Origin of the sequence: Gluconobacter sp. Dm-74 (assembly GCF_018256135.1) — a bacterium.
GTDB classification, from domain to species: domain Bacteria; phylum Pseudomonadota; class Alphaproteobacteria; order Acetobacterales; family Acetobacteraceae; genus Gluconobacter; species Gluconobacter cadivus.
In genome coordinates this window covers 70,651-83,215 of sequence record NZ_JAERLX010000009.1, presented here as the reverse complement: position 1 = coordinate 83,215, position 12,565 = coordinate 70,651, and the positions used below count along the sequence as shown (strand labels likewise).

19 protein-coding genes are annotated in these 12,565 nt (G+C 59.1%); 5 read left to right on the top strand and 14 right to left on the bottom strand.

Annotation, left to right across the window (positions count from 1 at the left end):
- Nucleotides 1-150: 150 nt before the first annotated feature.
- The 4 genes from JK208_RS12395 (at nt 151) to JK208_RS12380 (ending at nt 3,396) form a co-directional block, all read left to right on the top strand.
- Nucleotides 151-1,032: a hypothetical protein gene (locus JK208_RS12395; protein ID WP_202258774.1), complete on the top strand. Its 882-nt coding sequence runs from the start codon at nt 151-153 to the stop codon at nt 1,030-1,032.
- 92 nt (nt 1,033-1,124) lie between these two features.
- Nucleotides 1,125-1,934, top strand: coding sequence for a hypothetical protein (locus JK208_RS12390; protein ID WP_237469137.1), 810 nt, complete (start codon nt 1,125-1,127; stop codon nt 1,932-1,934).
- Nucleotides 1,931-2,755, top strand: coding sequence for a hypothetical protein (locus JK208_RS12385; RefSeq protein WP_211576403.1), 825 nt, complete (start codon nt 1,931-1,933; stop codon nt 2,753-2,755). Before JK208_RS12390 ends, JK208_RS12385 begins: the two co-directional genes overlap by 4 nt.
- Entirely contained in the window at nt 2,752-3,396 is a 645-nt protein-coding gene (locus JK208_RS12380) for a hypothetical protein (protein ID WP_249202140.1), read from the top strand. Before JK208_RS12385 ends, JK208_RS12380 begins: the two co-directional genes overlap by 4 nt.
- Nucleotides 3,397-3,557: 161 nt before the next feature.
- Here JK208_RS12380 and JK208_RS12375 read toward each other — a convergent pair whose 3' ends face one another.
- Both JK208_RS12375 and JK208_RS12370 read right to left on the bottom strand, forming a co-directional pair.
- Nucleotides 3,558-3,779: a hypothetical protein gene (locus JK208_RS12375; RefSeq protein WP_211576402.1), complete on the bottom strand. Its 222-nt coding sequence runs from the start codon at nt 3,777-3,779 to the stop codon at nt 3,558-3,560.
- Nucleotides 3,780-3,871: 92 nt separating this feature from the next.
- Nucleotides 3,872-4,528: a hypothetical protein gene (locus JK208_RS12370; protein WP_202258770.1), complete on the bottom strand. Its 657-nt coding sequence runs from the start codon at nt 4,526-4,528 to the stop codon at nt 3,872-3,874.
- Between the two features lie 249 nt (nt 4,529-4,777).
- On the opposite strand from JK208_RS12370, the gene JK208_RS12365 reads away from it, so the two are divergent.
- The gene (locus JK208_RS12365) at nt 4,778-4,945 is read left to right on the top strand and encodes a hypothetical protein (RefSeq protein ID WP_167383468.1); all 168 of its coding nucleotides are present in this window, start codon (nt 4,778-4,780) and stop codon (nt 4,943-4,945) included.
- A gap of 348 nt (nt 4,946-5,293) precedes the next feature.
- Here JK208_RS12365 and JK208_RS12360 read toward each other — a convergent pair whose 3' ends face one another.
- The 12 genes from JK208_RS12360 to JK208_RS12310 all read right to left on the bottom strand — a co-directional run bounded on the left by JK208_RS12360 (nt 5,294) and on the right by JK208_RS12310 (nt 12,129).
- Nucleotides 5,294-5,470 carry a hypothetical protein gene (locus tag JK208_RS12360; RefSeq protein ID WP_158093569.1) on the bottom strand — a complete coding sequence of 59 codons (177 nt, stop codon included), beginning with the start codon at nt 5,468-5,470 and terminating at the stop codon, nt 5,294-5,296.
- A gap of 152 nt (nt 5,471-5,622) precedes the next feature.
- The gene (locus JK208_RS16090) at nt 5,623-5,748 is read right to left on the bottom strand and encodes a hypothetical protein (protein WP_255376059.1); all 126 of its coding nucleotides are present in this window, start codon (nt 5,746-5,748) and stop codon (nt 5,623-5,625) included.
- On the bottom strand, nt 5,741-6,019 hold the full coding sequence (locus JK208_RS12355; protein WP_211576401.1) for a hypothetical protein: 279 nt from the start codon (nt 6,017-6,019) through the stop codon (nt 5,741-5,743). Before JK208_RS12355 ends, JK208_RS16090 begins: the two co-directional genes overlap by 8 nt.
- A gap of 28 nt (nt 6,020-6,047) precedes the next feature.
- Nucleotides 6,048-6,542, bottom strand: coding sequence for a single-stranded DNA-binding protein (gene ssb, locus JK208_RS12350; protein ID WP_086649723.1), 495 nt, complete (start codon nt 6,540-6,542; stop codon nt 6,048-6,050).
- 740 nt (nt 6,543-7,282) lie between these two features.
- On the bottom strand, nt 7,283-8,098 hold the full coding sequence (locus JK208_RS12345) for a hypothetical protein (protein WP_237469133.1): 816 nt from the start codon (nt 8,096-8,098) through the stop codon (nt 7,283-7,285).
- Nucleotides 8,099-8,842: 744 nt separating this feature from the next.
- Nucleotides 8,843-9,553 (bottom strand): HD-GYP domain-containing protein, encoded by a 711-nt coding sequence (locus JK208_RS12340; RefSeq protein WP_086649731.1) that lies wholly within the window; start codon nt 9,551-9,553, stop codon nt 8,843-8,845.
- A 54-nt stretch (nt 9,554-9,607) separates the two neighbouring features.
- The gene (locus JK208_RS12335) at nt 9,608-10,027 is read right to left on the bottom strand and encodes a hypothetical protein (RefSeq protein ID WP_086649732.1); all 420 of its coding nucleotides are present in this window, start codon (nt 10,025-10,027) and stop codon (nt 9,608-9,610) included.
- A gap of 2 nt (nt 10,028-10,029) precedes the next feature.
- Nucleotides 10,030-10,338 (bottom strand): hypothetical protein, encoded by a 309-nt coding sequence (locus JK208_RS12330; RefSeq protein WP_099287131.1) that lies wholly within the window; start codon nt 10,336-10,338, stop codon nt 10,030-10,032.
- Complete coding sequence (locus JK208_RS12325) at nt 10,322-10,609, bottom strand: DUF2312 domain-containing protein (RefSeq protein WP_086649734.1); 288 nt, start codon at nt 10,607-10,609, stop codon at nt 10,322-10,324. The genes JK208_RS12330 and JK208_RS12325 overlap by 17 nt, the downstream gene beginning before the upstream one ends.
- 10 nt (nt 10,610-10,619) lie before the next feature.
- Complete coding sequence (locus tag JK208_RS12320) at nt 10,620-11,096, bottom strand: transcriptional regulator (protein ID WP_086649735.1); 477 nt, start codon at nt 11,094-11,096, stop codon at nt 10,620-10,622.
- Nucleotides 11,097-11,174: 78 nt separating this feature from the next.
- Nucleotides 11,175-11,705: a hypothetical protein gene (locus tag JK208_RS12315; RefSeq protein ID WP_086649736.1), complete on the bottom strand. Its 531-nt coding sequence runs from the start codon at nt 11,703-11,705 to the stop codon at nt 11,175-11,177.
- Nucleotides 11,706-11,775: 70 nt separating this feature from the next.
- The gene (locus JK208_RS12310; RefSeq protein WP_202258760.1) at nt 11,776-12,129 is read right to left on the bottom strand and encodes a hypothetical protein; all 354 of its coding nucleotides are present in this window, start codon (nt 12,127-12,129) and stop codon (nt 11,776-11,778) included.
- Nucleotides 12,130-12,565: the final 436 nt, after the last annotated feature.

The window sequence follows — 12,565 nt, the reverse complement described above, 5'->3', positions numbered from 1 at the left end:
AAACTGAAAGTTTGCATTTGTGTATGGAAAAAGAAAAAACCTGCAACGATCTTGCCTCGATCTTAGGACGATAGCGCAGCGGTAACGGCACGATCTTTGACACGATGTGCCGCTGGTGCTAGGCGTAGCTCAACGAGGAAGGACGTAGACATGAGTGCAGCGATGGCGATGGGGGGAACCGACGGCGCAATGTTCACCGCATTGCTGGGCTGTCAGCGCGGAACGTGGGCACACTCGCCGCTGTACCAGTGGATGACGAACAATTACGAGGCGATGTCGAAGGCCATCACAGGTAAGAAAGTCCGCTGGCAGAAGATGAGCGAAGCAGCGGAATCCGCTGGCCTGATGAACGTGAATGGGGAGCCGCCGAAGCCTGCCACGGTCCGCAGTACGTGGTATCGTGTTCGCAAAGCTGTCAGTGCCATGCACAGCGCACAAGAAGACGCCCGCAACAAGGCTTCTGCGGCTCGTGCCGTGGCCCGCGCTGCCTCTCAGGCACACAAATCAGATGATGCGGATGGACGGGAGACACTGAACCGTCGCATGGCAGAAGCTGACGCGGATCTGCGGGAAAAGCAGTTACAGGACGCCCGCGATCGTAGCCGCTCAGTCCTCTATCCCGAAACGACCTCAGACGTACGGAGTGACGCCGCCCCGTCAGAAGAACGTGAGGCCGCACCTGCCGTGAAAATCGGGAGGGTGGCCGAGTTCATTGTCATGAGAAAACAGGCGCCACGCTATGGCAGGGATCAGGATATTCCTCTGCCACCGCCCTATGTTGGTCCACGTCCCGCAGGAATGCCGAAGGATTTGCCACTTGAAGCCCTCATGCCGCTTGATGCTTCTGGGCGAACTCCCGAGGGCAAACTCGACTTCGAGCAGATGCCGGGTCTGCCGCGCCGATCCTTCTTTGACAGAGACCGGGAATGGGCACTTGCCTGCCTACCCATGATTGAGGTCATCCCCCCGCGCGAACGGAGTAAACCTCTCAAAGCGATGTTCTGTCTTTTAAAAATGAAGATCGGACGCTAGTCCGCGTCCACCTGCGCTGTCTGCACTCACAACGGGATCTGGGAAAATGATCGAGCCGTCTCTGGCGGATCATTCAATGTCAGGAATCCAATGTGACCGAAAAACCAAAACGCCTTTCAGCGCCTGAGCTGCATGAAGCGATTACGAAGTCTCTCGAACTACGCTCCCTGATCAAGGCCGGACGTGGAAATCTCGGTGGAACGACTTGCCTCGCTCCGCTTGCGGAGCGGGCCATTTTTCAGGGGCGACCTCTTCTTTTGGGGGACGGAGATGTTCGTAACCCCGGCATTTCCCTGTTCAAGGAGATTTATAAAACTCACGGGCTTCCTTGCCCTTCGAATGAAGAAGCCGGCCACCTGAAAGAGTGGTTTGCCAACAGTTTCAACGAAGCGGCGATGCGCCAATCATCCTTGCTAATCGACATTGGGGGTGGTGACAGAACATTGGAGGAATGGGCGGCCGAAGATGACATCATCGGTGCAGCGGATGCCGTCGGTGTTCCGGTAACAGGCCTGTTCATGTGTGGCTCCCAGCCCGGTGACATCGCCTATCTTGAAAAGCTGTGGGCCAGCGGTCAGTTCCGGCCCCGCCGTGGCATCATCGTCCTCAACGAATGGACCGTTCCAGCCGGACATAAGCCGGACACTATTTTCAATCCGATCATGAACGATGAGCGCCTTATGAACGTGGCGGGGATGGAAACAGAATTTCTGCGGATTCCAAAGCTATCCTGCATGAAAGAAGTGCTGGCGAGTGGCCTAACCTTTCATGACGCCGCCGCGGGTAAGCCGGGACAGGACGGAACGCCCCTCGGCCCGATGCGCCAGTGGCTTGTCAAAAACTGGCTGGAGAAAATCGAGGAAAACATTTCGGATGCGGGCATTGAAGACTGGCTGCCATGAGAAGGAGCCGCAAATCCGAGCCGGATCTGCTCGACCGGCTAAAAACAGGCGCCAATCCCTTTGGAGGGATTGGCAACCGGAGATTTCTCGACCTCCTCGCTGACGGAGAGCAACACTTCGTCTGTTACAATGCGGTGGGGGAAGCTGAGCATCTTGATGTGACCGATCTCGGCGTCACCATCCGCTCCCTCTCAACCATCCGGTTTCCGGTGGGGGTATCGTTCTGGGAGTGGGAACCCAACGGAACGGAGCGGCTTCCGCCGCTTCGAAAAAACAGAGTGCCGACCCGGTGTGGATTTCTGGTGATTGCGGATCAGTCGGGGCAACGCGGGATACTGCACTACGCGGACTATCGTCCGCGCATGAAACTACACGGCAGACCCATGGCCATAGTCTATCCTGTCTCGTTGACGTTCGATCTTCGGGACGACTGCGCTGCACCGGACACGCCACTCTTTTTTGGCGATGAAAGTCACTACGCCCATCAGCCCGATCTTCCTCCCGAGGCCCTCACGGCTTTCGATGTTGAGGCAAGCCCGAAGGATGCGGCGGCTCTGATGAGCCATTTCGGGGCGATGCCCTCCCCGCTCTACAAAAATAATCCTGAGCAGGCCTTCCCTCAGGATGTGTCTCTGTTCTCGTCAAAAGACTGGGAGCTTTTCCAATCCTTGGCCAATGACCTGATCCATGAGGCCACGCCGTTCATGTGCATGCAGCTGCTTATTCGTGCATCGCATGTCCGGAGCTGGACCACTGAACAAGGCACGGGGATGGGGCTTCGGAAGATTACGCTGTACGATACTGAGGTCCTGACGACATGAGTGAGTTCACAGACAAGGCAACTTTTGACGGACTGGCCGAGGCGGGTCGGTTGATGGAAGAAGCGGCCCGGCTTGATGGCATTGATGAACATTCTCCCCTTGGGCGGTGGATCCGAGCCCAACGCAAGGGCATGGATGCTTTTGCGCGGGTTGTGCTGTCATGCGCCTCTGAAATGCAGGATTTCAGGGGAGAGGCCCGCGGCATTATCGAGATGGCCAAGCAGGAACAAAGCACTCTGCGGGACCAGTACATCGAAAGCCGCAGGCAGGTTGAAAAGATGGGGGAAGTCGCGGAGCGGAATATCGAGAAACAGGAACTGTTTCGAGACCGCGAATTACAGGCCACTCTCGGGCGGATTGTCTCTGGCGTGACGTCGGAACTTCGCGACAAGGTTTTCGATCAGTTACGGACAGAGATTCCGACGCATGAGCGCCAGTTTTACAAGGAAGCGCGATGGCGCGCCTATGTACGGATGGCGCTGGCCGGTGCGGTCCTTATCGGTCTCGGCTTTGCCTCTGGTTACACGTATGACGGTTATGCAGCGCAGGTCGGACGTTATTGCGAGGAGCATCAGGCGTTCGACACGAAGGGCGCATCATGGTGTCAGATCGTCCCGCCGCCGATCCTGCCGAAGTCCTGAGCAGGCTCTTGCGTACCCGCTCCAGGGCGAAGCCCTGACGCAACATACGTCACAGCCGCGCCTGCGCGGTTGTGTCCATTTTGGCGCGGTCTGACCGGACAACAAAAAAGGCGGCTCCCCAGGGAGCCGCCTTTTGCGTGTGTGGACCTGGCCGAGGCCGATCAGGCGAGGCCGTTCGACGCGGCCCGGATCTCGTCAGGGGTGGCACCAGCGGCGCGCGCCTCTTCTGCGGCCTTCTCGATGCTGGAATCGAAGCGGGTATTTTCCAGAAACGTCATGAGGGCGTCCGCGATGGCGAAGCCCCGCGCAAGGTGCTCCAGCCGTCTCAGGGGGAAGCTCTTGGCGCTGGCGTCGGGGACATAGGGGGCGAGTGCGTGAGACATGGGACAGGCTCCACGACCGGGCGGGGCCGGTCGCTCTTCGATGTGCAGAGGGACAGGAAGAGGCCGCGCCCTGTGGGCGCGGCGGGCTTGACTTAGAAGCCCATGGCGTCCGCCTGAACGGCGGCGACGTCACGGGAGAGGCTGCGGCCATTGTCGCGGGTGTAAGGCTTCCAAGCCTGACCCATGAGTTCTTCATAGGCAGCGCATGCGCCAGAAGCGACGCAGGCCAGCGCGTATGCCTTCGCGCCGTTCTCGGCGGCAATACGGCGCAGGCCGTCCACGCGGTTTTCTCCACCGTCCACGCCCAAGCGGTCTTCGTCGCGGTCGGCGTTCTTGAAACTGTCAGCCGCGTCAATGGCAATCATACGGCGGTTTTCGTAGAAGTTCGCGGCGCCATAGGCGGAACGGATGAGGCCATCCACCACGCGGTCAAGGTGCATCCGCAGACCGTTGAAATTCTGCTCGCCCCGAATGTGGGTCACGAGGATGGGAAACATCAGTTCGTATTGCTCGCGCACCATGTTGGACCCTGCCCCGGTCAGCTCGTCAACGTCACCCGCTTCGACACCGAACGCGGGCACGATTTTTGACATCTGGTCGTCAGAGGGAACAAGACGGAGAATGTCGGCCAGAGACGGCGCGGCAAGAGCCTTGGTGCGGCGTTGTGCTTCACTGAAGCGGCGAACAGCGGCGGGGGAATAGTTGCCCTGAGAAGCGTTCTGGGACATTGTGTTGGATGCGTCGGACATGAAAATTGCCTTTCTAGTCTAGCGAAGTCCCGTTCGGTGGTAGGACACCGTTCGGGGCGCTTTGTCTTGAGGGCCAATCCCTCTCGACAAGTAAAAGATAGCCTTTCCAGCCTTCTATGACAAGATAAAAAGCGCATAAAACCGCCATAAAACGCGGTTAATTTTCGCATGACAAGTAAAAAGATTACTTGATTACTTTATGAAGACCTGTCGTTTTCCTAGACCCATCCTGCCCGTGCGGCGAGCACATTGACGGCGACGAGAGTGGAACGACAGTGGCGTTTTCCTGAGCCCATCCTGCCACCGGCCAAGACGGGCGACGGGACAGGCCGTCAAGCCCGGAGCGTCCTGAGCAAGGGTGGCTGGCCTGCGGCTGATGCGGGGTCGCGTGCGGCCCTGCAGCAGACGCGGGCCTGACACCTGAAGCCGAGGGTCGCGCAGAGGCTTTACGGACTGGCACGGCGACTGTCAGACTGAACGCTGGATGCGAGGACGCTGTCGTGGAACGTCCCTCCCGGGCGGTCCTTCAGGACCGTTCGGGAGGGACGAGGAGCCGTCTCACGGTCGAACGTGCCAGACCAGAACCGTCCGTTCATGGAAAAGGATGCGGGTGAACCGTTACCCGGACGGGCCGAGACGCGGGGTCCAGACGCCCGGTTGAGGGCGGCTGGACGCTGTGGCTCGGTCGAACTTGGCGACGCAGGAGCCTAGTGAGATAGGGTGAACGAACCCTTCAGGGCCGCCCCGACCCTTCCTTTGCTTTTTCTACCTACGGCCCTGATTTGCGCCGGAAGAGTCCCGCGTCAGGAAGAACACACCCCCACCCACGGCAAGTACCAGCAGGCCTCCCCGGATTGGATGCAGAAAGCCCTGCCAGATCAGGAGAAGAATGGCGACCTGAATGATCAGCGCACTGATGCGAATGACGGTTTGTCGAGACATGGAGCCAGTCTAGTCTTTTTTGCTGTCCTGGCGCAGCCCCCCTGTGGGGGGCGAGCACTGGGGGCATCAAAGCTCGCGCCGTCGAGGCGCGCCCGCCTGACTAAACCGGGCGAGCGGACAAAAAAAAGCGGCCCGGAGGCCGCCTGTCGGTGTCACTGATGGGACGTTCGCAACTTTGCGAGCCGGGTGGCAATCGGTCCGATCGCAAGGCCCAGACCGATGGTGAAAACAGCGGCAGGAAGAAGAATAAACAGGATACTCTGGGTCACGTTATCCATTGATTTTCGCCTCCGTCTTCTCCTCAGGATAGGGGATATAGGCCAGAAAAGTCAAAGAAATTGCCTCAAGCGCGGCTCCCAGAAAAAAGCAGGTGACGGCACGCATGGGGGTCAACGGTCCTGTCCCGGAGATGAGTGGGGTCACGATGCCGAGCCCCCACGCGCTGAGGGCGAATGTCTGAAGGACGCTGGCAATCGCCTTGTAGCGGTCTTCCTTGTGTTTGGAGCGCTGCGGCGGGGGCAGCAGCGCCATGAGGCGGTCTTTGTTCATCTTACGCTATGCCCCTTCCCCCCGGCCCTCAAAATGGAATTTCGTCATCGAGGTCGTTCCCGCCCGGTGCGTCCCAGCCCGCATTGCGGTTTCCGTTGCCAGACGATCCCCCAGACCGGCCGCCACCGTTTCCACCACCAAAGCCGGCATCGCCCTCATCGCCATTGCCTCGGTTGCTGTCGATCAGCACCAGCTCACCCCGGAAACGGTCAATGACAACCTCTGTAGTGTAGTGCTCCTGACCGCCCTGATCTGTCCATTTACGGGTGCGGAGTTCGCCTTCGATATAGACCTTGCGGCCTTTGCGAAGGAACCGCTCCGCCACGTCACCAGACCGCTCATTGAAGATGACGACACGGTGCCATTCGGTGCGCTCACGGCGCTCGCCGCTCTGGCGATCGTTCCATGTGTCGGACGTCGCCAGAGGAAAACTCACGATCTTGGAACCGGACTGCGTATGACGGACTTCGGGGTCTTTACCAAGGTTGCCAACGAGAATGACTTTGTTAACGGAACCAGCCATAAGAGCCTCCAAGAAATAGGGAACGTATCAACTGGACTGTTTCGGCGTTATTGCCTCCGTCCATGAATAGATATTAGGTTTTTACTTGCTCACGGTCAACGAAAAACCGCAGGAAACCGCCGTTTTCGAGGAAATAAACTCTCCAAAATTGAAGGTTTACTTATTGAATACTTAATAGACATTTGATGTTTTCCTAGACCCATCCTGCCCGTGCGGCGAGCACGCCGACGACGACGAGAGTGAAAGGGAGGTGGCGTTTTCCTGAGCCCATCCTGCCACGGGCCAAGACGGGCGACGGGACAGGCCGTCAAGCCCGGAGCGTCCTGAGCAAGGGGGGCTGGTTTGCGTCTGATGCGGGACCGCGTGCGGCCCTGCAGCAGATGCGGGCCTGACACCTGAAGCCGAGGGTCGCGCAGTGGCTTTACGGACTGGCACGGCGACTGTCAGACTGAACGCTGGATGCGAGGCCACCTCCATGGAACATGCCTCCGCGGACGGTCCGAAGGACTGGCCGGGGAGGTTGAGGAGCCGTCTCACGAACAGATCCCTCAGACCAGGACCGCCCGTTCATGGAAAAGGATGCGGGTAAGCCGTACCCGAAAGGGCCAGACCCGAGGTTCAGACGCCCGACTGAGGGCGGCTGGACGTCGGGGCTACGCGGAGCTTGGCGACGAAGGAGCCTAGCGCAGTAGGGCGAACGAACCCGTCAGGGCCGCCCCGATCCTCTCTTCGCCTCCCCTTCACATCACCCACGGGTCAGTCTCGAAGAAAGAAAACACTCTATCCCCTCTCTCCCCCTCTGCTTTCTTCATCTTCCTTCTCAAAACTCTGCGCTCCTGGCGCGCTTTCCTCCTTTTCTTTTCGCTTGCCTTCCACCAGCCCCGCAGGACATCACGCAGTTCCGGGCACTGTGCGCTGATCTGCCCATAGGACTGACGCCGGAACCGGGCGACGCCACCGAAGCGGTCGATCCCGGTCAGCAGGGTGCTCCTGCCGATCTCCGGATAGAAGATCACGCCAACGCCATCCTGCGCATCTGGTGTTGAGGGCAATCGAAGGAAAAGGGTAGCGAAGGCGTCCGTTGTCTCAACCCATCGCGGCACCGGTCCTGCCAGTTGGCGCAAAGGCATCAGGTCAAAGTGGGGACAGTTCTCGGCTATGGCAGTCGCGAGAGGCGGAGACCTGTGCCAGAAGCTGGCGCTACATCCCGGCCAGTCTTTTGTGGCGTCAGTCGGAAAGAGGATTCCGAAGACTGTGATGAGATCCGCTTCATAGACAAGCTCGCCGCCCTGCCATTTGGCAAAGGCCGGATCATCGAAGCAGTCGAAATACTCCATTCCCCGGATGCTGACGTCTGGATATTCGTCAGACAACCCCAGCCCATGACCAAGAAATGAGGTCCCGATCCCGCTTTCGAGGGTCATCACGAGTGTTGTTTCATCCTCCCACGTCATGTGTTCGGGTGCGCAGGTCCGGTAGGCGCGCTCTCTGGCGATCTGGCGCAAACGGTCCTGTGGGCCGGTGAGCGTGAAGACTGTTATGACGGGAGTAGCCATGGAGAACATCCTTTTTCATTTTCTGGATGCTTTCCTGCCGGCGCAGACGGCTGGCCGGGACAATGGCGCGCCCTCCAGGGCGCGGGCCGCGTGCGGCCGGACCATTGTGGCGGCCAGACGGCCTGTGGCTGGCCCCGTTTCTCTTCTGACCCTCCCGGCCTCGCGCTGGCGGGGATCTCATTTTGCCTTGAGCACTGGCCCATGGGGCTCAGAGCGCCCCGACTGCCGTTCGACAACCATATTCCATCCCGGAGTGCCTCAGTTCAGAGACGAGGAGGCTCATGACTGTGAAGGCGTTGCCCGCTCAGGGCAGGAAACTCTAGAAATCATACAGTCATATGCCGGAGACATCAGTGCGATGTTTAAAGGGACACTTGCCAGATAGAAGGAGCTCCAGCACCAAATGACGACGTTGTCCAGAATTGTCCTCGACACCACGAACATGATGCTCAAGATCCATGCAGCCTACCGACATGATGACATCTGACTGACGCCCTCCAGAAGGACGTCAGTTATCCAACCTCGTATTTCAGACCGGTTGAGCGCCTCAAATCGGTCCTCGACCCTACGGCAGCTGGCGCCCGGACAATGCTACATCCGCCTGAACATAGAGTGCCTCAATCACGCACAGACCCTCCTCTTTCCGCTTTTCTGTAAAGAGGCGGTCGGCAACGTCAGCGAGAAGCTTCAGGCGCTCCGTGCAAGACGGGGCGGTGTTAGCTGCGGGCGGAAGAGTAAGAGGCATCATGGTGTCTCGTTTCGAATTTTGAGGCTACGAGATGTTACGGGGGACTGGCCGGGGACGGGCTGATACCCGTGAACGGGCTGCGCAACCCCACGACGGATGGTTAGCAAATCATCAAAGAAGGTAAGCGCATGCCCCACCAGATCGGGATCAAACGCGCCGCCCGCATGCTCCTGAAGAAAGGCCTTCACCTGACGCGGCGACCATCCTGCCTTGTAGGATCGGGTAGAAAGCAGGGAATCAATTACATCGGCGAGGCCGATGATGCGCGCAGCCAGAGGGATGGATTTTCCCTTCATTCCGAACGGATAGCCGTCACCGTCGTAACGCTCATGATGCAGGAGGACAGCCTCATGAACGACAGTCGGAATATCTTCGGACAGATGAAACAGCGCTCCGAGACCAAGGGATGGATGCTGTCGCATCACCAGCGTCTGACGGGCATTGAACACGCCCTGATGATGTAAAAGGCTGTCCGGCAGGAGCAGTTTGCCCGCATCGTGCAGTCGGCCTGCCAGTTCAAGGGAGCTGGACGAAAGTCCACTCCCTGCCAGATGGCCGAGCAGACCAGCGAGGCGCCCGACCCTCTGCCCATGTCCGTCGTCACCCTGAGCAATCTGTGCCAGGAGCGAAGTAAGAGGCGGACCCTGCCGCTGATAGGACGCAGGCAGTCTCACGACCTCTTTCAAAAGTGTCTGCAGTTCAGGCATTTTCCCTCTGCCGGTTGTGTAGGATCACTTTAGGAGCGGCCAATGTGAGTCCGATTATCCCGGATGGATCATGCTGCGGACGAGGCCGCCAAGTGCCATGGCAATGCACGCAACGAAGAGTTTGATCCGCGCCTTGGGGCCATAACCATGACCGGACACCATCCCTGCGGTTCTTTCAGCGACTTTCGTAAGACCGACAGTGCCAAAGGCCAGAGCCATCCACTGCCAGAACGAAAGCGTCAGAACGGGCTGACCCAGCCCGGACATGCGCCAGGCCCCCTGCCCTGCAAACTGGTCCAGACCGAAAAATCCATCGGCCGCATTCACCAGAAGGAAGAGACTGACCCCTGCTAGGAACCTGACACCCGACGCGCGACGAAGAACTGTTTCAGCAGGGCGGGCCTGCCCCACCGTCGACCGGTATCGGACACGGGCAATCAGGGTCGGGGTCCAGTCCGCCGAAAAAAGGGGCATAGTCAGAACCCCACCGGCAAAAGACGAAACACAGAGAGCACCAGGCCAAGTCCGGCAAACATTATGCCGCGCCTGCGCTCAAACCCGTAGTCGCGGCCATTGTCCCCGATCTCGGGAGCTCCCGGCCCTATCATCGTTGCCAGGCAACCGGCGACGATGAAGACCGGCCCCATGACGGCACCAAGCCGGGGGATGACGAAAGCGAAGAGGAGAAGTCCCACACTTGGCCAGCAAACAAGGATATCCCCGGCTGTCTCTGCGAGACGATGGCGCAGCGGCGTATCCTGCATCGTGTCAGAACCCCAGCGCACGGCGGTAAATGTCCAAAAGAGTTTCCTGTTCCTCGACCTCTGAAGGATCCTGCTTGCGCAACCGGATGATCATCCGAATAACCTTGACATCGAAGCCGGCTGATTTGGCTTCGGAGTAGATGTCCTTGATGTCACCACTCAGCGCCTTGCGCTCTTCTTCGAGGCGTTCGACCCGCTCGATGATGGATCGCAGTCGATCGGCTGCGATGCCGCCTGCGACAGCACCCTGATTGTCCTGAGAGCCATCGGGGAAGGATACGCGTTGCAACATGATTAACCTTTCAGAAATCGGGTGAGAAGCAGATGGGAGGCAAGGGGCGGAGCAACTCGCGATGACCATCCGCCAGGGCTTCGAGCCAGCGGGACTGCCGCTCCGGGAGATATCCCTGTTCCTCAAGGACGCGACGAAGGGCGGTTCGGTGTTCACCGAGGCGCTCTGCAAGTGTGCGTTCAGACCAGCCAATGGTCAGAAGGGCGCTGGTCATCGCGTAACCATTCAGGGGAGGCCTGTTGCCTACGGGCGGAACGGCCCGTGCCAGCGGATGGCTCAGACGGCGATGCAGCATCCCAAGAGCCGCGAGCCACTTGAGAAACTCCGGGTCAGGAATACCCTGCCCCGATTGCCAGCGCAGGATCCGGTCCTTTGAGACGCCGGAGCGACGGGACGCCTGACGCACCCCCCATCCGATTGCCGAGAGCTCACCGGAGATCGACAGCGCTGCACGCCTGTGCCCCGGACGAACGGACCGTGAATCCACATGTCCTGCCCGTGGTTGCCCACAGCGCTGTCCACTGGTTTGGGGGATAACCCGCAAACGCAAGGCCTCGGTCATGCGTCAGCCATGCCGAGCGATGTCGGTGAACGTCCTGTCCTGCGCACCCTGCCGGATGTGTTTGGCCATATGTGGCGAAACGATCCGATAGCGGTTAGGTCGGCGCGGATCCAGTCGTTCTTCGATCAATCCCGCCTTTTCCAGGGCTGCAAGGGACTCCCGGACCTGACCAATGGCAAGGCCGAGCCATGTCGCAATTTCACCGGCTGTTTCGTGTTCGGTCAGAGAAGCAAAAACAAGATCCTCGATCGGCGACGTCTTGACGGTTCGTGTCGCCGGCATCCAGGGCACCCGGGCATAGACACTATGACCGAGGGCCGCGATTTCACCGGCCTGGGCCAGCGTCGTCAACGCCATCGGCAATGCGCCAGCCTGCTCCGGAGTCAGGTTCGCGCGAAGTTCGAGCACATTATATGGCCCCCGGTTGAGGCAGGTCCGGACGTGTTGAAGCACGGACTGATAGACTTCACGCTGCGTCTCCGCCTTGAGCTTGCGAAAGACCCGCGCCTTAGGTTGATGACCTCCAAATTTCACTGTGATGCCCCGTCGTCCATAGCCACGCGGTCACTATGCGTAAGGCTGTTGTGAGTGTGGTCAGGCGACGTCACCATTGGCCTGCCGCTCGCGTGCAGTCATAGGCTTTCTGGAGATTGACCAGTCCGATAGCGATCCAGAGCGGCACGAAGACAAAGACATACCAGCGCGGAATGAAAGCCTTCGTCTTCCACAGGCGCATGATGTCGACGAACAGCACGGTGATGCCCAGGGAGAACAGGATCGCCTGCGCAAGCATGGTCCAGACCATCTGGATGTCGAAAGGAAAAACAAGCCAGCCAAAGCCGAGGAGCATGGTCGCGAGGACGCCCACGCCCCCAAGCAGCCAGGGGGACGATAGAGAGAGAGAAAGGGACGATTTGGGCAGATCTGACTGCCCGATGGAAAGTGTGTGCTCGGTCATACCGCGCAGTATGACGACAGCGTTTGTGAGTGCAGTTCAGAGGATGAACCGGAGGAGCTTGAAACGACAGACCCGACTTGACGTCTACAGACCATCAGCCCGAGATCTGACAGCTTGTAACGCCGCGTCGGAACGCGCCTCACTACAGCATTACCCTCAACATCCGACGGAGATAGCAGGCCCTCTGATGTGGATCCCTCGGGACGGCAGTCCGCATCCAGATCGACGTGAAACCTTTCGATCGGGCTCACGGCATAGACACGGTTGTCTTGCAGGAAAACGAAAGGGGGGTCTCTACCTTAATCGGTCAGCGTTTTAAGCGTGCCTTGAACAATACCAGCACATCCGTTCATGAAACGCACGACTGCCTGAATCTGCTTCTACGTCGGATCTTCATAGCGCAAAGGCCGAGCCTGCCTGCTCTATTATGACGTCT